At 66.2% G+C, this 20,679-nt stretch carries 28 protein-coding genes; 15 read left to right on the top strand and 13 right to left on the bottom strand.

Annotation, left to right across the window (positions count from 1 at the left end; all coding sequences use genetic code 11):
- Nucleotides 1-33 precede the first annotated feature (33 nt).
- The 4 genes from pabB to arfB all read left to right on the top strand — a co-directional run bounded on the left by pabB (nt 34) and on the right by arfB (nt 4,409).
- The gene (gene pabB / locus LH128_RS01425) at nt 34-1,830 is read left to right on the top strand and encodes an aminodeoxychorismate synthase component I (protein ID WP_008827787.1); all 1,797 of its coding nucleotides are present in this window, start codon (nt 34-36) and stop codon (nt 1,828-1,830) included.
- A 152-nt stretch (nt 1,831-1,982) separates the two neighbouring features.
- Nucleotides 1,983-3,149 carry a pyridoxal phosphate-dependent aminotransferase gene (locus LH128_RS01420; protein ID WP_008827786.1) on the top strand — a complete coding sequence of 389 codons (1,167 nt, stop codon included), beginning with the start codon at nt 1,983-1,985 and terminating at the stop codon, nt 3,147-3,149.
- A gap of 145 nt (nt 3,150-3,294) precedes the next feature.
- Nucleotides 3,295-3,996 carry an RluA family pseudouridine synthase gene (locus tag LH128_RS01415; protein ID WP_202196461.1) on the top strand — a complete coding sequence of 234 codons (702 nt, stop codon included), beginning with the start codon at nt 3,295-3,297 and terminating at the stop codon, nt 3,994-3,996.
- Nucleotides 3,993-4,409: an alternative ribosome rescue aminoacyl-tRNA hydrolase ArfB gene (gene arfB / locus LH128_RS01410; protein ID WP_008827784.1), complete on the top strand. Its 417-nt coding sequence runs from the start codon at nt 3,993-3,995 to the stop codon at nt 4,407-4,409. Before LH128_RS01415 ends, arfB begins: the two co-directional genes overlap by 4 nt.
- Here arfB and LH128_RS01405 read toward each other — a convergent pair whose 3' ends face one another.
- From LH128_RS01405 to dksA, 5 genes are all read right to left on the bottom strand, one after another.
- Complete coding sequence (locus tag LH128_RS01405; protein WP_008827783.1) at nt 4,410-4,607, bottom strand: hypothetical protein; 198 nt, start codon at nt 4,605-4,607, stop codon at nt 4,410-4,412. It abuts the gene before it with no gap.
- 24 nt (nt 4,608-4,631) lie between these two features.
- Complete coding sequence (locus LH128_RS01400) at nt 4,632-5,021, bottom strand: DUF4112 domain-containing protein (protein ID WP_008827782.1); 390 nt, start codon at nt 5,019-5,021, stop codon at nt 4,632-4,634.
- Nucleotides 5,022-5,093: 72 nt separating this feature from the next.
- Nucleotides 5,094-6,626 carry an ABC transporter substrate-binding protein gene (locus tag LH128_RS01395; RefSeq protein ID WP_008827781.1) on the bottom strand — a complete coding sequence of 511 codons (1,533 nt, stop codon included), beginning with the start codon at nt 6,624-6,626 and terminating at the stop codon, nt 5,094-5,096.
- A gap of 65 nt (nt 6,627-6,691) precedes the next feature.
- Nucleotides 6,692-7,066, bottom strand: coding sequence for a PilZ domain-containing protein (locus LH128_RS01390; RefSeq protein ID WP_008827780.1), 375 nt, complete (start codon nt 7,064-7,066; stop codon nt 6,692-6,694).
- Nucleotides 7,067-7,262: 196 nt separating this feature from the next.
- Nucleotides 7,263-7,721: an RNA polymerase-binding protein DksA gene (gene dksA / locus LH128_RS01385; RefSeq protein ID WP_008827779.1), complete on the bottom strand. Its 459-nt coding sequence runs from the start codon at nt 7,719-7,721 to the stop codon at nt 7,263-7,265.
- 325 nt (nt 7,722-8,046) lie between these two features.
- Here dksA and LH128_RS01380 point away from each other — a divergent pair, with 325 nt between their 5' ends.
- A complete protein-coding gene (locus LH128_RS01380) occupies nt 8,047-8,382 on the top strand; it encodes a hypothetical protein (RefSeq protein ID WP_008827778.1) in 336 nt (111 codons plus the stop codon).
- A gap of 1 nt (nt 8,383) precedes the next feature.
- Here the strand turns inward: LH128_RS01380 and LH128_RS01375 are convergent, their stop codons facing one another.
- From LH128_RS01375 to LH128_RS01355, 5 genes are read right to left on the bottom strand one after another with little or no spacing between them, the layout of a single operon-like run.
- Nucleotides 8,384-9,520, bottom strand: a complete 1,137-nt coding sequence (locus LH128_RS01375; RefSeq protein ID WP_008827777.1) for a GNAT family N-acetyltransferase — start codon at nt 9,518-9,520, stop codon at nt 8,384-8,386.
- Complete coding sequence (locus LH128_RS01370) at nt 9,517-10,284, bottom strand: glycerophosphodiester phosphodiesterase family protein (RefSeq protein ID WP_008827776.1); 768 nt, start codon at nt 10,282-10,284, stop codon at nt 9,517-9,519. Before LH128_RS01370 ends, LH128_RS01375 begins: the two co-directional genes overlap by 4 nt.
- Nucleotides 10,265-10,729 carry a RidA family protein gene (locus LH128_RS01365; protein ID WP_008827775.1) on the bottom strand — a complete coding sequence of 155 codons (465 nt, stop codon included), beginning with the start codon at nt 10,727-10,729 and terminating at the stop codon, nt 10,265-10,267. Before LH128_RS01365 ends, LH128_RS01370 begins: the two co-directional genes overlap by 20 nt.
- Complete coding sequence (locus LH128_RS01360; RefSeq protein WP_008827774.1) at nt 10,716-11,378, bottom strand: hypothetical protein; 663 nt, start codon at nt 11,376-11,378, stop codon at nt 10,716-10,718. The genes LH128_RS01365 and LH128_RS01360 overlap by 14 nt, the downstream gene beginning before the upstream one ends.
- Nucleotides 11,375-11,659, bottom strand: a complete 285-nt coding sequence (locus LH128_RS01355; RefSeq protein ID WP_289357446.1) for a DUF3572 domain-containing protein — start codon at nt 11,657-11,659, stop codon at nt 11,375-11,377. Before LH128_RS01355 ends, LH128_RS01360 begins: the two co-directional genes overlap by 4 nt.
- Before the next feature lie 51 nt (nt 11,660-11,710).
- Between LH128_RS01355 and LH128_RS01350 the strand changes: the two genes are divergently transcribed.
- The 3 genes from LH128_RS01350 to spt all read left to right on the top strand — a co-directional run bounded on the left by LH128_RS01350 (nt 11,711) and on the right by spt (nt 13,624).
- Nucleotides 11,711-12,073 (top strand): response regulator, encoded by a 363-nt coding sequence (locus tag LH128_RS01350; protein WP_008827772.1) that lies wholly within the window; start codon nt 11,711-11,713, stop codon nt 12,071-12,073.
- Nucleotides 12,074-12,161: 88 nt separating this feature from the next.
- Nucleotides 12,162-12,401 (top strand): acyl carrier protein, encoded by a 240-nt coding sequence (locus LH128_RS01345; RefSeq protein ID WP_008827771.1) that lies wholly within the window; start codon nt 12,162-12,164, stop codon nt 12,399-12,401.
- Between the two features lie 5 nt (nt 12,402-12,406).
- Entirely contained in the window at nt 12,407-13,624 is a 1,218-nt protein-coding gene (gene spt, locus LH128_RS01340; RefSeq protein ID WP_008827770.1) for a serine palmitoyltransferase, read from the top strand.
- A 157-nt stretch (nt 13,625-13,781) separates the two neighbouring features.
- Here the strand turns inward: spt and LH128_RS01335 are convergent, their stop codons facing one another.
- The 3 genes from LH128_RS01335 to LH128_RS01325 form a co-directional block, all read right to left on the bottom strand.
- On the bottom strand, nt 13,782-14,327 hold the full coding sequence (locus LH128_RS01335; RefSeq protein WP_008827769.1) for an NADPH-dependent FMN reductase: 546 nt from the start codon (nt 14,325-14,327) through the stop codon (nt 13,782-13,784).
- 77 nt (nt 14,328-14,404) lie between these two features.
- Nucleotides 14,405-14,728, bottom strand: a complete 324-nt coding sequence (locus LH128_RS01330; RefSeq protein WP_202196460.1) for an usg protein — start codon at nt 14,726-14,728, stop codon at nt 14,405-14,407.
- 116 nt (nt 14,729-14,844) lie between these two features.
- Nucleotides 14,845-15,270, bottom strand: a complete 426-nt coding sequence (locus tag LH128_RS01325; protein ID WP_008827767.1) for a winged helix-turn-helix transcriptional regulator — start codon at nt 15,268-15,270, stop codon at nt 14,845-14,847.
- 91 nt (nt 15,271-15,361) lie between these two features.
- On the opposite strand from LH128_RS01325, the gene LH128_RS01320 reads away from it, so the two are divergent.
- The 7 genes from LH128_RS01320 to LH128_RS01290 all read left to right on the top strand — a co-directional run bounded on the left by LH128_RS01320 (nt 15,362) and on the right by LH128_RS01290 (nt 20,673).
- Nucleotides 15,362-15,931, top strand: coding sequence for an FMN-dependent NADH-azoreductase (locus LH128_RS01320; protein WP_008827766.1), 570 nt, complete (start codon nt 15,362-15,364; stop codon nt 15,929-15,931).
- Between the two features lie 190 nt (nt 15,932-16,121).
- Nucleotides 16,122-16,331 carry a zinc-finger domain-containing protein gene (locus LH128_RS01315; RefSeq protein WP_008827765.1) on the top strand — a complete coding sequence of 70 codons (210 nt, stop codon included), beginning with the start codon at nt 16,122-16,124 and terminating at the stop codon, nt 16,329-16,331.
- Between the two features lie 54 nt (nt 16,332-16,385).
- Nucleotides 16,386-17,804, top strand: coding sequence for a metalloprotease TldD (gene tldD / locus LH128_RS01310; protein ID WP_008827764.1), 1,419 nt, complete (start codon nt 16,386-16,388; stop codon nt 17,802-17,804).
- Between the two features lie 171 nt (nt 17,805-17,975).
- A complete protein-coding gene (locus LH128_RS01305; RefSeq protein ID WP_008827763.1) occupies nt 17,976-18,383 on the top strand; it encodes a hypothetical protein in 408 nt (135 codons plus the stop codon).
- Nucleotides 18,384-18,568: 185 nt separating this feature from the next.
- Nucleotides 18,569-18,766, top strand: coding sequence for a hypothetical protein (locus LH128_RS01300; RefSeq protein ID WP_008827762.1), 198 nt, complete (start codon nt 18,569-18,571; stop codon nt 18,764-18,766).
- Nucleotides 18,763-19,164 carry a DCC1-like thiol-disulfide oxidoreductase family protein gene (locus tag LH128_RS01295; RefSeq protein ID WP_008827761.1) on the top strand — a complete coding sequence of 134 codons (402 nt, stop codon included), beginning with the start codon at nt 18,763-18,765 and terminating at the stop codon, nt 19,162-19,164. Before LH128_RS01300 ends, LH128_RS01295 begins: the two co-directional genes overlap by 4 nt.
- 30 nt (nt 19,165-19,194) lie before the next feature.
- Nucleotides 19,195-20,673, top strand: a complete 1,479-nt coding sequence (locus tag LH128_RS01290; RefSeq protein ID WP_008827760.1) for a hypothetical protein — start codon at nt 19,195-19,197, stop codon at nt 20,671-20,673.
- Nucleotides 20,674-20,679: the final 6 nt, after the last annotated feature.

The following is a 20,679-nucleotide window of genomic DNA, read 5'->3' as shown; positions in this document are numbered from 1 at the left end:
CGGCAAACTCCCGCTAAAGGCCCGCCCGATCCCATGACCGACCCTTTCGTCCTCCTCGATGACGCCCGCAGCGAAGACGCCGCCGATGCCCGGCTTTACCGCGGCGCCCGCGAAACCGTAGTGGCGATGCGCGGTGACGAGGTGCTGCCCGCGCTGGAGCGTCTGCAGGCCCTCTCGCGGCAGGGCCTGCATTTGGCGGGCTACATGACCTACGAGGCCGGACTGGCGCTGGAACCGCGCCTCGCCGGGCGCTTGCGGGAAACTGGCGCCCCTCTGCTGTGGTTCGGCGCCTTCGACGGATACGAGACGCTTTCTCCCTCCCAGGTCCCGCTCTGGCTGGCCGCCCGTGCCGGGCCGGAACGCCCCGCCATCGGGCCGCTGGAGCCGCAAGTCGATCTCGGCAGCTACGAACGGGCCTTCGCCGCTATCCACGGCGCGATTCAAGCGGGCGACATCTACCAGGCGAACCTCACACTGCCGCTTGCAGGCCCGTGGAGCGGCGACCCGCTGGCGCTCTACGCCGCGCTGGGCCCGCGCGCGGCGGCCGGTTACGGCGCGGTCATCCACGACGGCGCGCGCTGGCACCTCAGCTTCTCGCCGGAGCTGTTCTTCAGCCTTTCGGGCCGCGAGGCGGAAGTGCGCCCGATGAAAGGCACCCGCCCGCGCGGCCGCGATGCCGCCGGCGATGCCGCGCTGGCCGCCGATCTTGCCGCCAGCACCAAGGACCGCGCCGAGAACCTGATGATCCTCGACCTCATGCGCAACGATCTGTCGCGCGTGGCCGAGCCGGGCAGCGTCCGGGTGGAAAACCCTTTCGCGATCGAGAGCTACCCCACCGTCCACCAGATGGTCTCGACAGTGCGTGCCACGCTTCCCGAGGGGCGCGGCGGACTCGACCTTTTGCGTGCCCTGTTCCCCTGCGGCTCGATCACCGGAGCGCCCAAGATCCGCGCCATGGAACTGATCGCCGAAGCCGAGCGGACACCGCGCGGGCTTTACTGCGGTTCTATCGGTTATCTCGAACCCTCTGGCGATGCGGCTTTCAATGTGGCAATCCGCACTCTGCGTCTCGACCGTGACGGTCGCGCTGTCCTAGGGGTCGGGTCCGCCGTGGTCGCGGATTCGCAAGCGCTTCCCGAATGGCGGGAATGTCTGGTCAAAGGGGGTTTCGTGCGAGAGTCGCAAGTGCAGGTTGCCGGAGAAGTGGTGTCGCCTGCCAGCTTCGATCTGATCGAGACGATGCGCTTCACGCCCGAAGACGGCATCGCGCTGCTTGAGCCGCACCTTGAACGCATAGCTGCGAGCGCCGCGACGCTGGGCTTCGGCTTCGACCGGCATGCGGTGCGCAACGCCATCCAGGCGCTGTGTTTCGAGGCGGAAGCCGCATCGAAGCTGCGCCTTGTGGTCGGCCGGACCGGGGCATTCTCGCTCGAACTGTCCGAGTTGCCCGCTCCTCTGACGGAGCCCGCCACCGTCGCGGTACTGCGCCTGCCGGTCGACAGCGGCGACTGGCGGCTCGCCCACAAGACCACCGATCGCGGCTTCTACGACAAGGGCCTCGAAGTGGCGCGCGCGAACGGCGCGGACGAGGCGATCCTGCTGCGCGACGACGGCCTCGTCACCGAGGGTTGCTTCACCAACCTGTTCGTCGAGCGCGGCGGCATGCTGCTGACCCCGCCCGCGACGCTGGGCCTGCTGCCGGGCGTGCTGCGCCGCTCATTGCTGGATTCGGGCCGCGCGGTGGAAGCGCAGCTGACGCTGGACGATCTGGCGGGTGGGTTCTTCATCGGCAATGCCCTGCGCGGGCTGATCCCGGCGCGGCTGCTGTAAATGGTAGATGTTCGGCCTGATGGGGCTTCGACAAGCTCATCCTGAGCGGTTTTGAGAGCAGGTCTTTAAATTCCGCTCAGGCTGAGCTTGTCGAAGCCCCCGCCGGACGATGCTTTGCGATCCTCGGCTCCTGTTCTAAGAGACGCCCCACAATGCACCTGTCCACCGCCCTTTCCCGCATCGCCCCGTCACAGACCACGGCGATGACCGACCGCGCCACCCAGCTTCGCGAAGCGGGGCGCGACATTATCTCGCTCTCCGTGGGTGAGCCCGACTTCGCCACTCCGCCGCATGTGCTGGAGGCCGCCAAGGCCGCGCTCGACGGCGGCCAGACGAAATACACGCCGGTCGGCGGCACCTCGCGGCTCAAGCAGGCCGCCGCGCTGCACTTCGCGCGCGACCTCGGGATCGAGGTTCCCGTGTCGCAGGTGACCGTCAGTGCGGGCGGCAAGCAGGCGATCTTCCACGCCATGCTCGCCACGATCAGCGAGGGCGACGAGGTGATCGTCCCTGCTCCATGGTGGGTCAGCTACCCGGAAATCGTGCGCTTCGCGGGCGGAAAGGTGGTGCCGCTGCACACCCACGCCAAGGACAACTTCCGCTTCACCCCGGCCGACCTCGAAGCGCAGATCGGGCCGAATACCTTGTGGGTGCTGCTCAACAGCCCCGGCAACCCGACCGGCGCCTGCCTGCCTGCGGAAACGCTGCTCGGCATCGGCGAAGTGCTGCGCCATCATCCGCGCGTGCTGGTCCTGTCGGACGATATCTACGCGCCGATCAACTATACAGGCGGGCCGCATGCCACGCTGGCGAACCTGTGCCCGGACCTTGCCGATCGCATCCTGACCGTCTCGGGCGTCTCCAAGAGCCACGCGATGACGGGTTTCCGCATCGGCGTCGCCGCCGGGCCGGAGTGGCTGATCAAGGCGATGGAGCGACTGCAGTCGCACTCCTCGGGCAATCCCTGCTCGATCAGCCAGGCCGCCGCCGTCGCCGCGTTCGAGGGGCCGCAGGATTTCCTCGGCCAGTGGTGCGAACGCTTCCGCGCCCGGCGCGATCTGGTGGTCTCGGCGATCAACGCGATCCCCGGCCTCTCGACGCCGGTGCCCGACGGCGCCTTCTACTGCATGGTCGATGCCGCGCCGCTGATGGAGCGCTTCGGTGACGACGCCAAGCTGGCGCTGCACCTGCTGGACCACGGCGTTGCGATCGTGCCGGCCTCGGCCTTCGGCGGCAACGGCGGCTTCCGCATCAGCTTCGCGGCGGACGAGGCGAAGCTGATAGAGGCCTGCAGGCGGATTGCCGAAGCGGTGGGTTGAGGTAAGGCCCACCCCCAACCCCTCCCGCAAGCGGGAGGGGAGACGAGAATATCACCCTCTCGCTTGCGGGAGGGTCGGGAGGCTTGGTCCGAAGGGCCTAGCCGGACGGGGTGGGCAAGTACCGCTCAAGACGAAAGAAACGATGATGCAACTCGAAATCCTCTTCGAAGACGGCGAAGCGCTCGTCATCGACAAGCCTGCGGGCCTTCCGCTCGACCGTCCCCGCGCGGGCGGCCAGTGCCTGGAAGACCGGCTCGACGAACTCAAGCTCGGCTTTCACCGCGAACCCGCGCCGGTCCACCGCCTCGACCAGGACACCTCGGGCTGCCTGCTGCTGGCGCGCAACCCCAAGGCGCTCAAGCGTTTCTCCGCCGCTTTCGAGGAGCGCACGGTCGAAAAGCGTTACCTCGGCATCGTCGCGGGCGAAATCGCCGAAGACGAGGGCACGATCGCGCTCAACCTCTCCAAGGTCAGCACCGCGAAGGATGGCTGGCGCATGATCCCCGCGCGCAAGGGCAAGCCCGCCGTCACCCACTGGCGCAAGCTGGATACCCGCAACGGCCTCACCCTCGTCGAATTCCGCCCGGAAACCGGCCGCACCCACCAGATCCGCGTCCATGCCGCCTCGGGCCTCGGCTTCCCGCTGCTGGGCGATCCGGTCTACGGCACCAAGAGCGGCGCCCCGCGCACCATGCTTCACGCGTCAGGCCTGACGGTGCCGCGCGGCGGCGAGAAGGCGCCGATCGTCGCCGTAGCCCCCCTGCCCGCCGACTTCGCCGCCTTCGGCTTTGCGGACATCGCGTCCGAAGCCCCGTCCGAACCCGTGCCCGAATCTCCCGATGAATGAGCGATCTTGAGGCCACGATAGGCCGCGCGCAGGCGCTGGCGAGCGAGAGCTTCATCGCCTCCGCCGGTCCAGGCGGCCAGAACGTCAACAAAGTGGCGACGGCGGTGCAACTGCGCCTCGACGTCTATGCGCTGCGATTGATCCCGCCGGTCTTCGCGCGGCTGAAGGAACTGGCCGGCAGCCGCATGACCGCTCGCGGCGAACTGGTCTTCACCGCGCGCCGCTTCCGCACGCAGGAAGCCAACCGCGCCGACGCGCGCGAGCGGTTGGCCGAAATGCTCACCGAAGCACACAAGCTGCCCGAAAAACGCGCCAAGAGCCGCCTCAACCGCGTCGGCAAGGAGCAGCGCCTGAAAGGCAAGAAGCTGCGCGGCTCGGTCAAGGCCGGGCGCGGCAAAGTCAGCTTCGATTGATTACTGCGCAGCCTCGCTAGCCTGCGCCTCGGCAGGAGCGACGGCCTCCGCAGGCGGCCGCCGCTCATCCAGCATCGCTGCCGCCTCGTCGAGCGCGCGGGCCTCGCCCATCGTCACGCCGCCCGGACCGGGCGCGGTGTCGGACTTCGAGCAGGCGGCCAGTGCAAGCACGGCCATGGCGAGGCAGGCGGTTTTCATGCCCCGCTCATAGCCGCGAAGAGGTCAGGCGTCGATAACCCGGGTATGCGGATGATGCTTGTCGAGATGCTTGCGGATGATCTTGAGGTTGCGGCTGTTCGAGCGGAACAGGAAGTCGAACAGGTCGCCCGCCACGGGGATCGCACCGACCAGCGTATCGAACCCGACATTGGCGGTCATGCGCGCCAGCTGCCATTTCGACATGCCGAGATTACGCGCCTCCCACACGATGTAGAGGCCCATGGCGGCCGCGATCAGGTCACCTGCGACCGGCACCAGTCCGATCACGGCGTCAAGGCCGACCTCCCGGCGGATGCCCGGTACGACGAAGGCACGCTCCAGCACGCGTTCCAGCGCCTCTACCCGGCGGCGGATCGAAACGGGATCGTTGCCGAGCGGAACCTCGAAGTCCATGCGCCGTGCCGATTGCGTAACCACGTGTCTACCCGCCTCTTGTCGAACAGCGGCCTCGGGTGCCGCAGACTGCTATTTGGGAAGCCAGGCCAGCGGCATCAAGGGATGCCAGCCCCAGGGGTTCGCCGAGAACCCGTCCACACTTCCGCGAACCAGCGACCAGCGGATCGGCGTGCCGAAGGGAATGAAGACGTTGGCGCCGGTCAGTTCGGCCTCGGCCTCGGTCAGCAGCGCGGCGCGCTCTGCGGGGGTGGAAGCCGCCCCGGCCTCGGCCACCCGCGCATCGGCCTCCTGCGAGCAGAGCCCGCGGCGCGCATGACAGGACAGGCGGTTGAGATACCACGCCGCGCGCGGATAACGGGCGACGTCGTCGATCAGCGCGAGGTCGGCCCTGTCCACGTCTTTCGCCCGGTCCAGCCCGACCCCGATCGCCGCGAAATCCCCTGCGAGCCGATTGAACAGGACGGTGGCGCCCACGCCTTCGGGCAGCCAGAGGCTCAGGCGAAGGCGAGGCGTCCCCGATGCGGGCACCGATGCGGCCACCGATGCGGCCACCGATGCGGAATGCTGTTCCGCCGGCGGTTGCCACGCCCTCACGCGTGCAGCGGCGACAGCGCGGCGCTGTTCGAGAGTCTGCTCGCCCCAGCGTTCGCCGATGGTGCCGAGATCGCCATCGAGGCTGGGCGTGACGATGCGCGTGGTCGCGGCCCAGCCGCCGACGCCGAAGGGCGAGATCAGTCCCTCCCGGTCGACCGCCATGGCCAGCGCCTCGCGGTTGGCGGGCTCGGACAGGAAGCCCTTGTCGTTCATCACCTGCAGCCCGAACAGGCCGACCACCGGATCGAGCTGGATCGTCCCGCGCAGGATGCCGACCGAGCGGGTCTGCAGGAAATCCTGGATGCGTCCGCCGAGCACGAGATCGACGCTGCCGTCGTTGAAAGCCGCCACCGCCTGCGCGCCCGGCAGCGCGCGCAAGTGGATCTGCCGCGTGCGCTCCGCCCACTTGTCGATCGGCGGCATCCCCAGCTTCGCCGGATCGATCGCGCTGAGCGTCGCCATGCTGCCCGCGCGCGTCACACTCATCGGGCCGGTGCCCCGGCCCTTGCGGTAGAGGCCCAGTTCCGGCTGCGCCAGCAGCTGGAGCAGATAGGGCGTCGGCCGCGCGAGGCGGATCTCGATCACGCGCCCGGTCATCGCGCGTACTTCGTCTATGCCTGACAGATCATGCGCCAAAGGCCCGTCATCGAGCGCCTTGAGCGCGGCATTGATCGCCCGGCGCGCCGAATCGGCAGTGATCGGCTCGCCGGTGGCCCAGTTGCCGTCGCGCAGACGGAAGATGTAGCTCTGTCCGTCGTCGGTGACGATCCAGCGATCCGCGAGCGCCGGGATCACCCGCCCCGCATCGTCGAAGGCGACCAGCCCCTCCACCGTCGAGGCGCGGACCAGTACGGCTCCGGCCGAGAGATCGGAACTTTCGGAGAAGGGATCGCCGGGCTGCCCGACCACTGCGACGCCCAGCGCCGAGTTATCGTAGCCGCTGCAGGAGGCGAGCGTGAAGGCGGCCGCAACGGCCAGCACCCGCGAGGCTTGGCGCTTGGACAGCATGGAACAGGGAGTAGCCGATTTCCCGCGCCTCGCAACCGGCGCGCGGGATTTTTCCGCTTTCCCTCTCAGATCTTGCGCAGGAGCGTCGCGTCGGTCGTCGGGGCCTGGTAGTTGCGCAAGTAATCGGGGGTCATATGCTCGACCTGCCCGGCCTGGCCGGCCTGCGCGCGGGCGAGGCGCGGATCGATGTCCTCGCGGAAAGCGACGCCGAAGCGGCTTTCCTGCACCCAGGCGACCGAGCCTTCGACCCAGCCGATATTGCGGATGTTGACCGAGACGACGGTACCGCGCACGACGCGCACGTTGCCTTCGCCCATCATGCCGCCGGCCGAGAGGTTGCGCACCTTGATCCGGAAATCGCCGTCGAGACCGTCCACGCGAAGGTCAGCCATGAGGAACAGGCTGTCGCGCGCAATCTGCCGATTTTCACCTTGGTTCATGCGATCTTCGTCCGGGGCGTTTCAAAATGCACGTCACGATCGTGCCGCCAATGCGCGGCAAACTACCGTGCTTTGGCCCGTATTCCTAGCCGCCATTGGCAAACAAAGGCTTAATGTCCCGGCTCCGGACAGAGTCGGAGCCGGGTCTTGACCTTGTTTGTCGGAATCGCGGCACCGGGCCGGTGCCGCGATCCAATCAGTCGTCGCGCGAGACTTTTTCGCGGCGCTCGTGCGCTTCCTGCGCCTCGACGGTCATGGGCGCGATCGGACGCGCTTCGAGACGACCGAGGCCGATCGGCTCGCCGGTGACCTCGCAGTAGCCGTATTCGCCTTCCTCGATGCGGCGCATGGCCGAATCGATCTTGGCGATCAGCTTGCGCTGGCGGTCGCGGGTGCGCAGTTCGATACCCCAGTCGGTCTCGCTCGAGGCACGATCGTTGAGGTCGGGTTCGCGAATCGGGCCGTCCTGCAACTGCTGCAGCGTGCCTGCTGCCGCATCGAGGATCGACTTTTTCCATGCCAGAAGCAGCCGCCGGAAATAATCCTGCTGTGCCTCATTCATGTATTCTTCGTCAGGTTCGGAAATGTAGGCGCCGCCAATTGCACGCTTTGCCTTGGCGAGTACATCAATTTCGTCAGCTAGGGCCGTTGCCATCCAGAGAAACTCCGCAGTGCTTCCACAGATCGCCAACGCCCTGCAGCCCCGAATTTTTTCCGGTAACCGTACAACGATCCGCAGTTGAGGCGGCCTATAATTCCGCACTCTTGACCGCACAAGCGTATATCCGTGGCGATCCACAAAATTCTTAACGCCGTCTCCGGGTGACACAAAGTTAATCCGCAGGCGGGACCTGCTCGCAGTCGCCGTTAACCATTTCTTGATCGCCGTCGGACAGATTGGCCAAATCGAACGCAGGGGCCATTTGCAAACGATTGAGGTCCACGCGGTCACAACCCTTTTTGAAGGCACGGGGATTACGATGGAAACTGTCTGGATTAACCAGGATCTCGCCACGCCGGCCGCCGCGAACGACTTCGCAGGCGACATGGTCATCGCCGAGGCGCTGTCCGCCGCCGCGCAGGGCGATGCTTCGGCTTATTTCGATCTCGGTGTCGCATTCTCGACCGGCAGCCACGGCGCCCCTTGCGACCTCATCGAAGCGCACAAGTGGTTCAACCTCGCCGCCGTGGGCGGGCACGAGGAAGCCACCGTCTGCCGCGCTGAAGTCGCCGACGACATGACAGCCCGTGAAATCGCCGAAGCCCAGCGCCGCGCGCGCCAGTGGCTGGGCGCGACGGTCCGCAAGGCTGCCTGAGCTAGGCCTTGCGGAAGGGCGAATGCCCGCCTAGCCGGAGCTGGTCGATGGCGATCCCTGCCCGCTCCTGCTCGAGATAGTCGGCAATCGCGGCCCGCAGACCATCATGGACGATGTAGTGCGCCGAGATCGTGCGCACCGGCTCGTATCCTCGCGCCAGCTTGTGCCCGCCCTGCGCGCCCGCTTCGACACGGCCCAGGCCCAGCCGGATCGCGGCATCGATCGCCTGATAGTAGCACAGTTCGAAGTGCAGGAACGGCTTGTCGACGACGGCGCCCCAGTAGCGTCCGTACAGCGCCTCATCGCCGATGAAGTTCAGCGCGCCGGCGACGGGCTGCCCGTCGATGAAGGCCAGCACCATCAGGATGCGATCGGCCATCGTCTCGCCCAGCAGGCTGAACGCCTCACGCGTGAGATAGGGACGGCCCCATTTGCGCGCGCCGGTGTCCTGGTAGAAATCCCAGAACGCTTCCCAGTGCGTCTCGGTGATCTCATCGCCTGACAGAGCGCGAATCTCGACGCCCTCCTGCGCTTTCTCGCGCTCCTTGCGCAGGTCCTTGCGCTTGCGGGACGACAGTTGCCCGAGGAAATCGTCGAAAGTCGCGTAGCCGCGATTCTCCCAATGAAACTGAATGTCCTCGCGCAGCAGCCATCCGGCCTTCTGGAACACGGGGACCTGCGCCGGTTCGATGAAGGTCGCGTGGGCGGAGGAGAGGCCATTGTCACGGCACAGCGTCTCCGCCGCGCGCAGTAGCGGCAGCATGAGTTCGGGATGCGGTGTCAGCAGGCGCGGGCCGGTGGCCGGGGTGAAAGGCACCGCAATCTGCAGCTTGGGATAGTACGAGCCGCCGGCCCGGTGCCAGGCATCGGCCCAGGCATGGTCGAAGACGTACTCGCCCTGCGAGTGCTCCTTCAGGTAGGCCGGAAGCGCGGCGGCGAGGCTGCCGTCAGGACCGTCGATCACCAGCGGTAATGGCGTCCAGCCGCTGCGGCCGCCGACGCTGCCCGATTCCTCCATCGCAGTGAGGAAGGCGTGAGCGACGAAGGGATTCGCCCCATCGGTCAGCGCATCCCACTGATCGGCGGGCAGATCACCCACGGCGCCGAGCAGACGGGCGGTGAAGGCGCCCTCGCTCACGCGTCCCCTTCGCGAATCTCAAAAATGGCCGCGTCGGCGTAAGCGGCGGCGCGCTCGTCGTGCTCGGGCTCGCGCACGGTCCAGGTCGCGACGGGGAGGCCCCGGCCTCGCTGCGCGGCAGCGAAGCGGCTCGGCAGATCGCGCACGTCGTAGGCGAGGAAATCGGGCCGGGCATGCCACAGCGACAGGCGGCGGCGGATCTTGCCGGGCAGCGCCCGGTCCTCGCCCTCGGAAACGATGAGGCCGCGCACCGTGTGCGGCGAATGGCGCCAGTACCAGCGCGATACGCGCGGGTCGAAGCTCATGACCGCGTGGTTGCCGGTATAACCCTCCAGCACCCGGCGCACCGCCAGGCACAGCGCGGCCATGCGAACCTTGCGGTCGGACTTGATCTCGATGAGCACCGGGACCTTGCCGCCGACTTGCGCCAGAACCTGCCGCAGGGTCGGGATGGTCTCTGCCGTGCCCGTCAAAGTTATGGTGCCCAGCTGCGCCGCGCTGCGGCGCTCGGTGGGGCCGCTCTCGCCGGTCAGGCGATCGAGCGTATCGTCATGGAAGACGACCGGTTGCCCATCGCCGGAACGCTGCACGTCCAGTTCGATGCCGTTGCCTGCCGCGATGGCCCTGGCGAAGGCCGCGCGCGAGTTTTCCGGCACGCCGCTGCCGTGTAGCCCCCGATGGGCATAGTCCTGCGCCCCGATCCACGCGACCTTGCGCGGATCGGGTGCAGGCGCACGCCAGCGATCAAGCAGGGCGAACGGCAACGATGGCGTCCACTTCGACGGCGGCGCCCAGCGGCAGCACCGGCACGCCGACCGCGCTGCGCGCATGCTTGCCGGCATCGCCGAACACCGCGACCATCAGCTCGGAGGCGCCGTTGATGACCTTGGGCTGGTCGGTGAAATCGCCGGTGGAATTGACGAAACCGCCCAGCTTGACGATCCGCTCCACCCGGTCGAGCGAGCCGAGCGCGGCTTTCAGCTGCGCCAGGATCATCACGCCGCAGGCCTGTGCTGCTTCGGTGCCCGCCTCGATGGAGACATCCTCGCCCAGACGGCCGGTGACGAGCTTGCCATCGACGAAAGGCAACTGGCCGGAAACGTGGGCCAGGCCACCCGCCTCGACCACGGCAACGTACGCGGCAACCGGGGCCGCCGCCGCAGGCAGGGTCAGGCCGAGTTCGGCGAGACGGTCATCAATCTTGCTCATGGAATTCCTCTTCTTCGCGGGTCAGGCTGGGGGCCGTAAGATTGGTCAGCAGCCAGGGGAGCGCGGTCTTCCAGTCATCGATCCGCGCGTGGGCGTGGCCGAGCTGGAGAGCGCACTTGATGTTGGGGGCGATCTTCGGTTCACCGCACAAGTGCAGTCGGCGAACATGGGGGGAAACCTCGAAGACCGAGCCATGATGCTGCGACAGGTCGTCGATGAAGACCGCACGGCTGGGCTGGTACTCGTCGAGGATCGCCTGGAGCGCCGGGCCTTTCGGTCCCTGATTGGTGAAGACGCGCAGCGGCATGCCGTGTTCGATCAGCTGCGCCTCGCGCGCCTCGCGGCGGAAATCCATGAGGTTGGTGAGGACCACCACGTCGGCGTGCTCGCGGATCGCGGCGATCGCATCGACGGCGCCTTCGATCGGCGTCTGGCGGTGCATCTGCGAATCGAAGAAGCCGTTGAGCAGCGTCCACATCTCCGCCTGTTCCAGCGGCGTGTCGCTGCCGATCCGGCGCATCGACTTGTAGAACTCGCCGTTCTCGATATCGAAATGGACGCCTTCTTCCTCGGCCAGCCAGTCGCGGAAGTGCTTTATCATGTGGAGCAGCACTTCGTCGCAGTCGGTGATGAGCAGCGGTTTTGTCATGCGCCCAGCTTCCTTTGTGCGGCAACCAGCGTCTCGGGCTGAACGCCCAGCGCGTCGGCCGCGCCCAGCAGGTCCGGCTCGTGCGCGCACAGGAAATCCATCACCGCACCCAGCGTGGAGGGCTCACCCAGCGAGGCGCGCAGTTCCTCCGGCGTCAGGCCGGTGAGCGACAGGAAACGCTCGGCACGGTCCTGATCGCTCAGCACCCAGCCGAGGGCGTTCAGGGCCAGCGCCTGCGGATCGGATGGGGATGAGGGCTCTCGAAGAATTGTCAGTCTCACTCGGACGGAATAGACGGGGTATATTACCCCAGATGGTCATCAGGGCGTCGAATGGCAAAGCGAATCCTCGTTGTCGAGGACAACGATCTCAACCGGAAGCTGTTTTGCGATGTGCTCCGCAGTCAGGGCTACGCGGTGGAGCCGTGCGCCGATGGCCTCGATGCGCTCGACAAGGCGCGGCAATTCGTGCCGAATCTCGTCATCATGGACATCCAGCTCCCTAATGTCTCGGGGCTGGACCTGATCGAGGCGGCGAAGAAGGACCCCGTCCTGCGCACGATTCCCGTACTCGCGGTGACCGCTTACGCCGGCAAGGGCGACGAGGAACGCATCCGCGAGGCAGGCGCCGAAGGCTATCTGGCGAAGCCGGTTTCGATCGGCCCGTTCATGCAGGCGGTACGGGCGCTGCTGTAAGCGCGCCCTTGACATGTTACACCCGCGCCGCTTTTGCGCCGCAATTCCCGGCCAGAGAGCCGCCCGACGCTTTCGGAGTTAGATACCCATGGACCGCGCAGAGACTTCGGCCCGCATCGCCGCGCTGATCGAGCCCTTCAACAAGAAGGGCGTCGAAGTGACCGATGCCACCCGTTTCACCGACGACCTGGAATTCGACAGCCTGACGGTGATGGACTTCGTCGCCGCCATCGAGGACGAGTTCGACATCATCATCTCGATGAATGCCCAGGCCGAGATCGAGAACTACGGCCAGCTCGTCGATGCCGTGGTCAAGCTCAAGGGCTGAACGCGATGACCGAGACCGTTGAAAGCACCGATCTTTTCAGCAAGTTCGACCCGCTCATCAAGATGCGCAGCGACTTGCTCGCCACCGGCGTGACCGATCCGTTCGGGCTGGTCATGGAGCGTGTCATCTCCCCCACCGTCGCCATGTGCAACGGGCGCGAGACGATTCTGCTGGGCACGTACAACTACATGGGCATGACCTTCGACCCCGACGTGATCGCGGCGGGCAAGCAGGCGCTCGACGACTTCGGTTCCGGCACGACCGGCAGCCGGGTACTCAACGGCACCTACGCAGGCCATAAGGCGGTAGAAGAGGCGCTTTGCGACTTCTACGCCATGGACCACGCCATGGTGTTCTCGACCGGCTACCAGGCCAACCTCGGGATCATCTCGACCATCGCCGGCAAAGGCGATTACATCGTCCTCGACATCGACAGCCACGCCTCGATCTGGGACGGCTGCAAGATGGGCGACGCCGAAGTCGTGCCCTTCAAGCACAACGACATCGAGGCGATGGAAAAGCGCCTCAAGCGCATTCCCGAGGGCGCCGGCAAGCTGGTGATCCTCGAGGGCGTCTACTCGATGCTGGGCGATATCGCCCCGCTCAAGGCAATGATCGCGGTCGCCAAGAAGTACGGCGCGATGGTGCTGGTCGACGAGGCGCACTCTATGGGCTTCATCGGCCCCAACGGACGCGGCGTGGCCGAGGAGCAGGGCTGCCTCGATGACGTCGATTTCGTGATCGGCACCTTCTCCAAGTCGGTCGGCACCGTCGGCGGCTTCTGCGTCTCGAACCATCCCAAGTTCGAGATCATGCGCCTGGTCTGCCGCCCCTACGTGTTCACCGCCAGCCTGCCGCCGAGCGTCGTCGCCACCGCGACCACCTCGATTCGCAAGCTGATGACCGCCGCCGACAAGCGCGCCCACCTGTGGGACAGCTCGCGCACGCTGCACAAGGGCCTGACCGACGCGGGCTTCCAGCTCGGCACGACCGAGCCGCAGAGCGCGATCATCTCGGTCATCATGCCCGATCTGGAGCGCGGCGCGATGATGTGGGAAGCGCTGCTGCACGAGGGCCTCTACGTGAACCTCGCGCGTCCGCCGGCGACGCCTGCGAACATGACGCTGCTGCGCTGCTCGCTCTGCGCCGAGCATTCGGCGGAGCAGGTGCAGCAGATCATCGGCATGTTCACCCGCGCCGGGACTGCGGTGGGGATCATCTGATTTCCGGCTCCTCCCCCATCGGGGGAGGGGGAGCATGCGCAGCATGGTGGAGGGGCACGCGCCGCAAAGCGCTGCCCCTCCGGCCCACGTAATTCTGGCCTATGCCCCTCCACCACTCTTCGAGTGGTCCCCCTCCCCGTTCCGGGGAGGAACTGCGTCAGCTGTGAATGGCCACGTAGTCCAGGAAAGCCGTCATCCAGCCGCCAAGGAAGTCCGCCGACTGCGCGCCCACGGTGCCGTCCTCGTTCAGCAGGCCCTCCTTCCACTGCAGGAACGCCTCGGGTGCGCCCAGCGTCGGCATGTCGAGATAGGCCAGCACGTTGCGCAAGTGCTGCTGCGCCAGCGCGGTCCCGATCGCGCCCACCGACACGCCGATCACACCCGCAGGCTTGCCCGCCCAGGCGCTCTGGCCATAAGGCCGCGAGGCGTTGTCGATCGCGTTCTTGAGTACGCCCGGCATCGAGCGGTTGTATTCCGGCGTCACGAACATCACGCCGTCCGAACCTGAAACCAGCGCCTTCAGCACCTTGACGCTTTCGGCCTGGTCATCGTCGTCGTCCTGATCGTAGAGCGGCAGCGCGCCGATGTCGGCGAAGGTGAAATCATGCCCCTCGGCGGCAGGCAGGCGGATCAGCGCCTCCGCCAGCTTGCGGTTGAACGATTCGGCGCGCAGGCTGCCGACGACGACGGCGATCTTGGACATGGCTGTCTCCTCTTGCGAATGCGCCGGGTATCCACCCGCAGCATGTCAGGAGCAAGACCCCGTCAGTGGCCAGTCTATCAGTGGATCGAGATGATCCCGTCCACCGCACGCCATTCCTGCGGCCCGATCAGGTGATTGTGGGCGATACGCACCGAATGAAGCGGACCTTCGATCTCGCGCGTCCAGTAATCGAGGAAGCCCTTGAGCACGGGAAAGCGCGGTGCCACGTCGTATTGCTGAAAGGCGAAAAGCTGCAGGAAGCGGGGATGGTCGGGCAGGAAATAGTGAATCTCGACAGTCGTGAGGCCATAGCCCGCTAGCTGCCTGAGAAAATCCGCGGAAGCCTGAGAATCCACAAGACCACGAAAATCCGACGAAGCTCCAACCGGTCGACCAGCCATAGACCTCCTTCCGGCACCGCTACCTTGCGGTGCAGCAATCGCAGGATGACATAACGGTTACGGCAGTCAAGCGCTTGTAGAGGAGCGGAAAATCCCGGTGGCTTGAAGATTTACCCTCATTGGGCATCGTGCTCCCGGTCGAACGCGGTGCGGCTCGCCTCGATCGCCGGACGTGCCCGGGCGGCCCAGGCGCCCAGCGCCTGCACCGGGCCTGCGAGCGACCGACCAAGGTCGCTCAGCGCATACTCCACCCGCACCGGCACACCGACATGGACGGTACGCTCGACCAGTCCGTCCCGCTCCAGCGCGCGCAGATTGCGCGAGAGCATCTGCTGCGACACGCCCCGGATCGCGCGCTTCAACTCGTTGAAGTGCAGCGGCGCCTCGAGCAGCGTCATCACCACCAGCATCGACCACTTGTCCCCGACCCGGGCGAGAATGTCGCCGACGAGGCGGCAGTCCTTGCCGTTGGGGTCGTGGACGATCGCTTCCTGCGGGGCGGCGGCAGGCCGGTCAGCTTCGTCGAACGTAGTCAGCTTCATGGTACCAGGTCCCGAAAATATGCGCTCTTGGCGCGATCATTCCAGCAACATAGCTAGACCTGGTCACATTTCCAGACTGAGGCACCCTCCCATGAAGCTCCTCCACCTCGATTCCAGCATTCTCGGCGACAATTCGGCCAGCCGCGCCATTTCCGCCGCCATCGTATCCTCGCTGACCACGGCCGATCCCTCGCTCGAAGTCACCTACCGCGACCTCGCCGCCGAGCCGCTGGCGCACCTGACCCTCGACGTCCTCGGCAACCCCGAGGGAACGCCCGAACTGGCGCAGTTCCTCGACGCCGACGTGGTGGTGATCGGCGCGGGCTTCTACAACTTCTCGATCCCCAGCCAGCTCAAGGCCTGGATCGACCGCATCGCCATCGCCGGCAAGACCTTCCGCTATACCGCCGAAGGCCCCGTGGGCCTCGCCGGCGACAAGAAGGTCTACGTCGCGCTCGCCCGCGGCGGCTACTACGGCGAGGGCCAGCCTGCCGCCGCCTTCGAGCACGCAGAGAGCTACCTGCGCGCGGTGCTCGGCTTCATCGGCGTGACCGAGCCGACTTTCGTGCTGGCCGAAGGCATCGCCATCGACGCCGACACCCGCGCGAAGTCGGTCGCTGCCGCGATCGAGGAAGCGGGTTCGCTGGCCGTCGCGGCCTGATAGAGCACACCCCGCTGCGACTAGGACCTGCGGTCCAAGTCTCGCTCCCCTCCCGCAAGCGGGAGGGGTAGCCCAGCGCTTTTCCTCCCCCCTCCCGCTTGCGGGAGGGGGGAGGGGGTGGGCCTTCCTTCCCATCCCACGCGCATTCCATCTGGAAATCGCCGCAAACCCTTGGTAATCCGGCGACACCATGACCAACGCGCCCGAAACCGTATTCACCGATTCCCACCGCGTCTCCTGCGACGGGGCCACCGACATTCCCGGCGGAGCCGCGCTCGGCCATCCCCGCGTCTGGCTCGAAATCGACGAGAAGGGCTATGTCGAATGCGGCTACTGCGACCGCCGCTTCGTGCTCAAGGGCGGGGTTGCCGACAACGGGGCAGACCAGCAGGCCGCCTGATCCCTTCGCGGTTCTTGTCTTTCGCGCGGGGATAATGCTGCCTATATCGGCGGCATGACCATGACCGACCCGCGCTCGCTGCTCTACACCCAGCTCTCGCCCGAAGAGGCACAGGCGCTCGCCGCCGAGACGCTCAAGTCCTGCGAGGATGGCGAACTGTTCATGCAGTTCGTCGCCAGCGAGGCGTTCGGCTTCGATGACGGCCGCCTCAAGACCGCCGACTATTCGCGCGACGCGGGCTTCGGCCTGCGCGGCGTCTCGGGCGAGATGACCGGCTTCGCCCATGCCAACGAGATTTCCGCCGCCGCCATCCGCCGCGCCGGTGAAACGCTGCGCCTGCTCGATCCCGCCACCGGCATCCGCCCGGCCGCCCCGCAGCGCACCAACGCCAAGCTTTACACCGACGTCTCCCCGCTCGACCTCGTGCCCTTCGCCGAGAAGGTACGCCTGCTGGAGATGATCGACGCCGCCGCCCGCGCCCGCGACCCGCGCGTGGCGCAAGTCAGCGCCAGCCTGTCGGGCTCGTGGTCGGTGGTCGAGATCGTCCGCCCGGACGGCTACATAGCGACCGACGTGCGCCCGCTGGTGCGCCTCAACGTCTCGATCGTGGCGGAAAGCAACGGGCGGCGCGAAACCGGCTCGTTCGGCATGGGCGGCCGCTTCCTCTACGACGACCTGTTCAAGCCCGAGAACTGGAATGAGGGCATCGACACCGCCCTCGCCACCGCGCTGGTGAACCTCGAAAGCATCGACGCCCCCGCCGGTGAGTTCCCCGTGCTGCTCGGCCCCGGCTGGCCCGGCGTGATCCTGCACGAGGCGATCGGCCACGGCCTCGAAGGCGACTTCAACCGCAAGGGCACCTCGGCCTTCTCCGGCCGCATCGGCGAGCGGGTGGCCGCACCCGGCGTCACCATCGTCGACGACGGCTCGATCCCGAACCGCCGCGGCTCGCTCACCATCGACGACGAGGGCACCCCGACGCGCGAGACCGTGCTGATCGAGGACGGCATCCTCAAGGGCTACATGCAGGACCGCCTCAACGCCCGCTTGATGGGCGTCGAGCCCACCGGTAACGGCCGCCGCGAGAACTACGCCCATGCCCCGCAGGTGCGCATGACCAACACTTTCATGAAGGCCGGCAACGACAATCCGGAAGAACTGCTCGCTGGCATGAAGAAGGGCATCTTCGCCAAGAACTTCGGCGGCGGCCAGGTCGACATCGTCTCCGGCAAGTTCGTGTTCTCCTGCACCGAGGCCTACATGGTCGAGAACGGCAAGCTGGGCGCTCCGATCAAGGGCGCGACGCTGATCGGCGACGGCCCCTCGGTGCTCACCAAGGTCAAGGGCATCGGCAACGACCTCGAACTCGACCGCGGCGTCGGCGTGTGCGGCAAGGGCGGCCAGAGCGTGCCCGCCGGTGTCGGACAGCCCACCCTGCTGATCGAGGGACTGACGGTGGGCGGAACCGCCTGAGCCGAAGTATAGTCGGCGGGGCTTCGACATGCTCAGCCTGAGCGGGTTTAGAGGATACACTACTCCCGCTCACCCTGAGCCTGTCGAAGGGCGCAAACAGTCAGCCCAAGTTCAGACGAATCGTGCTACACACAAGATCAACGCGGGGTGCGTTAACTGAGGAAGAAGGCCATGAAGACGCTTGCGATCTGCGCGACACTCGCTGTCGCTTCGCTGCTCGCCATGCCTGCCGCCGAGGCCCGCACCAAGCTGACCGGTGAGCAACAGCTCGCCAAGATGCTGGACGGGCGCGAAGCCGGCAAGCCGGTGAGTTGCATCCCCTATTCGCAGACCCAGAACACGACCGTGATCGACAAGACCGCGATCGTCTACCGGGTCGGCAGTACACTTTATGTCAACCGGCCGACCAATGTGGATCGGCTGGACGATGACGATGTCATGGTGACCAGACTGTACACCTCGCAGCTGTGCCGCCTCGACACCGTGCAACTGCATGACCGCAATGCCAATTTCATGTGGAATGGCTTCGTCGGCCTGCAGGATTTCGTCCCTTATAAGAAGGTCGCATCGGCCAACTGAGCCTGAGCGGTCGCACGAAGAAGGCGGTCGGGGATTTCCCCGACCGTTTTCTTCGTTTTTGCTGCATCGCAGCGACTATCCGAACGGGTTAGCCACTCCGATACGGTTGTCCTGCCGCGCCAAGTCTGAAAACCTCCTCATGTACCGAGATCAATTCGATCTCGTCACCGTGGAGGATTCGGGCCGTGCAGGACCCCACCCACCCGCAGGCCCTGACGCCTCTCAAGCGCGCGGCCGTCTACGCAAGCGTCATCCTGACCCTCGTGGGCATAGTCGATGCCTTGCACAATATCCCTGTGGTATCCGGCTGCGCCTTCTACGGCGACTGCGAGAGGGAATCCTTCCGCGATCCTCCCGGTAAACTCGGCAAGGACGTCCCGTGAGCGGCGAGGTGCCGGCGCTGGTCGTCTACGATGGCGAGTGCATCTTCTGCCAGAACTACGTGCGCATGCTCAGGCTGCGCGACAGCGTCGGCCCCGTCGAACTCGTCGATGCGCGCAGCGACGACCCGCGCGTGGCCGCGATCGCGGCGCAAGGCTTCGACCTCGACCACGGCATGGTCTTCTCCTACCGCGAACGGATTTACCACGGCTCCGACGCTGTGCATGCGCTGGCGCTGCTGGCGTCGCCCTCCAGCCTGTTCAACCGCATGAATGCCCTGCTTTTTTCCCGCCCCGCCATTGCCCGGCTCAGCTATCCCTGGCTGAAGGCGGGGCGAAGGGCGACCCTGTGGCTGCGCGCGCGCAAGCGCATCGCACAGTCCCCTGCCGCCGGGGACTGACCGGCACCTAACGACACCGAGGGGTAACTTATGTCGTCAGCACCAGGCACTTCGCTTTTCCGCCCGGTCGCGTGGCGCAGCCTATCGCAGGGCGCAGCAACGCCCACATTCGACGGCCTGACCGCGGTGGCGCCGTGCTGGGGCGTCGCGGCACTGTTCAGCATCGTCGGCGATCCCTGGGGCCTGACCGGGCGCGAAGGCGCGCTCTACATGCTGCTGGCGTGGTCGGTCGTGGCCACCAGCGTGATGACGATCCTGTTCCCGCGCAAGACTTACGCCTTCGTCGCCCTCGCCGCCTGCACAGTCCTGCTCTACGCACTGCGTCTGCCCGTCGCATCCAACAACAAGACGATCACCACGATGTTCGACTTGTGCATCCTGCTCAGCGGTACAGTGCTGGCCGCGCAGGGGAAACTGACCCGCGAGCGCCTTTACGAGTCCCTGCGCACCCCGGCGCGACTGATCCTCGCGACGATGTACTTCTACGGGATCTTCCATAAGATAAATACCGACTTCCTCGATCCCACCGTCAGTTGCGCGGTCGGCCTCTACAAGCCGCTGGCCGAGCCGTTCGGGCTGGAGGACAACCTCGTCGGCCGTTACCTTGCGATCTGGTCGACGTTCGTGATCGAGGGTATCGCCATCGTCGCGCTGTTCTGGAAGCGGTGGTTCGCGATCGGCCTGACCAGCGCGCTGGTGTTCCACTATATCATTCCGATCTCGGCCTACAGCTGGTACATGGACTTCTCCAGCCTCGTCTTCGCGCTCTACATGCTGACGATGCCGCGCGAGGCCAGCGCGAAGATCTACGAGATCACCTGCCGTCATGTCGTGGAGCCGCTGCGCAGCCTGTTCGGCCGCATCGGCATTCTGGCGCCGATAGCCGCGCTTCTGGCGATCGCCACGCTGGTCGTGCTGCTGCTGGCGCTCGCGAACCCGGGCCGCCCCGCGCTCATGCTGCTGCACTCGATCTTCATCCTGACCTGGGCAGTGGTCGGCGGCGTGGCGATGACCGCGATGATCTACGCAGCGATGCTGTACCTGCCCTATCGCGGAGGAACCGCCGGTCGCAGTCCTTATGCTGCATGGAACTGGATCGTCCCGGTACTCTACTTCGTCAGTTGCCTGTCACCCTACCTCGGGCTCAAGACCGAAAGTTCGATCAACATGTTCAGCAACCTGCACACAGAAGGCGGCACCACCAACCACCTGCTGTTCTCGCGCCCGCCCTATCTGTTCGACTACCAGCGGGACGTGGTGCAGGTCGTCGCCTCGTCAAGCCCCTCGCTCACCCGCACGGCGAAAGAGGGCCGGATGAACGTGCTGTTCTCGATCGAGGAATTCCTGCGCCGTCATCCCGACCAGTGGGTAACCTATGTTCACGACGGCCAGTTGATCGAGCAGGCGACGGCCGCCAGCCTGACGCTGGAATCCGCGACCTGGCTTGAACGCAAGCTGCTCATCTTCAAGCAGGTCGACCCCAACCGGCCCAAGGTCTGCACGCACTAGGACCGG

Origin of the sequence: Sphingomonas sp. LH128 (genome assembly GCF_000293195.2) — a bacterium.
GTDB lineage: Bacteria > Pseudomonadota > Alphaproteobacteria > Sphingomonadales > Sphingomonadaceae > Novosphingobium > Novosphingobium resinovorum_A.
This window is presented reverse-complemented; position numbering and strand designations above follow the sequence as displayed.

Excerpts from the sequence above, each read along its gene's own strand:
- LH128_RS01350 (WP_008827772.1), top strand. The coding sequence starts at position 11,711 with ATGGCAAAGCGAATCCTCGTTGTCGAGGACAACGATCTCAACCGGAAG.
- LH128_RS01390 (WP_008827780.1), bottom strand. The coding sequence starts at position 7,066 with ATGAACCAAGGTGAAAATCGGCAGATTGCGCGCGACAGCCTGTTCCTC.
- LH128_RS01335 (WP_008827769.1), bottom strand. The coding sequence starts at position 14,327 with ATGTCCAAGATCGCCGTCGTCGTCGGCAGCCTGCGCGCCGAATCGTTC.
- LH128_RS01380 (WP_008827778.1), top strand. The coding sequence starts at position 8,047 with ATGGAAACTGTCTGGATTAACCAGGATCTCGCCACGCCGGCCGCCGCG.
- LH128_RS01415 (WP_202196461.1), top strand. The coding sequence starts at position 3,295 with ATGCAACTCGAAATCCTCTTCGAAGACGGCGAAGCGCTCGTCATCGAC.
- LH128_RS01420 (WP_008827786.1), top strand. The coding sequence starts at position 1,983 with ATGCACCTGTCCACCGCCCTTTCCCGCATCGCCCCGTCACAGACCACG.
- LH128_RS01320 (WP_008827766.1), top strand. The coding sequence starts at position 15,362 with ATGAAGCTCCTCCACCTCGATTCCAGCATTCTCGGCGACAATTCGGCC.
- LH128_RS01330 (WP_202196460.1), bottom strand. The coding sequence starts at position 14,728 with ATGGCTGGTCGACCGGTTGGAGCTTCGTCGGATTTTCGTGGTCTTGTG.
- tldD (WP_008827764.1), top strand. The coding sequence starts at position 16,386 with ATGACCATGACCGACCCGCGCTCGCTGCTCTACACCCAGCTCTCGCCC.
- arfB (WP_008827784.1), top strand. The coding sequence starts at position 3,993 with ATGAGCGATCTTGAGGCCACGATAGGCCGCGCGCAGGCGCTGGCGAGC.
- LH128_RS01400 (WP_008827782.1), bottom strand. The coding sequence starts at position 5,021 with ATGGACTTCGAGGTTCCGCTCGGCAACGATCCCGTTTCGATCCGCCGC.
- LH128_RS01365 (WP_008827775.1), bottom strand. The coding sequence starts at position 10,729 with ATGAGCAAGATTGATGACCGTCTCGCCGAACTCGGCCTGACCCTGCCT.
- pabB (WP_008827787.1), top strand. The coding sequence starts at position 34 with ATGACCGACCCTTTCGTCCTCCTCGATGACGCCCGCAGCGAAGACGCC.
- dksA (WP_008827779.1), bottom strand. The coding sequence starts at position 7,721 with ATGGCAACGGCCCTAGCTGACGAAATTGATGTACTCGCCAAGGCAAAG.
- LH128_RS01360 (WP_008827774.1), bottom strand. The coding sequence starts at position 11,378 with ATGACAAAACCGCTGCTCATCACCGACTGCGACGAAGTGCTGCTCCAC.
- LH128_RS01305 (WP_008827763.1), top strand. The coding sequence starts at position 17,976 with ATGAAGACGCTTGCGATCTGCGCGACACTCGCTGTCGCTTCGCTGCTC.
- LH128_RS01395 (WP_008827781.1), bottom strand. The coding sequence starts at position 6,626 with ATGCTGTCCAAGCGCCAAGCCTCGCGGGTGCTGGCCGTTGCGGCCGCC.
- LH128_RS01290 (WP_008827760.1), top strand. The coding sequence starts at position 19,195 with ATGTCGTCAGCACCAGGCACTTCGCTTTTCCGCCCGGTCGCGTGGCGC.
- LH128_RS01345 (WP_008827771.1), top strand. The coding sequence starts at position 12,162 with ATGGACCGCGCAGAGACTTCGGCCCGCATCGCCGCGCTGATCGAGCCC.
- spt (WP_008827770.1), top strand. The coding sequence starts at position 12,407 with ATGACCGAGACCGTTGAAAGCACCGATCTTTTCAGCAAGTTCGACCCG.
- LH128_RS01325 (WP_008827767.1), bottom strand. The coding sequence starts at position 15,270 with ATGAAGCTGACTACGTTCGACGAAGCTGACCGGCCTGCCGCCGCCCCG.
- LH128_RS01315 (WP_008827765.1), top strand. The coding sequence starts at position 16,122 with ATGACCAACGCGCCCGAAACCGTATTCACCGATTCCCACCGCGTCTCC.
- LH128_RS01405 (WP_008827783.1), bottom strand. The coding sequence starts at position 4,607 with ATGAAAACCGCCTGCCTCGCCATGGCCGTGCTTGCACTGGCCGCCTGC.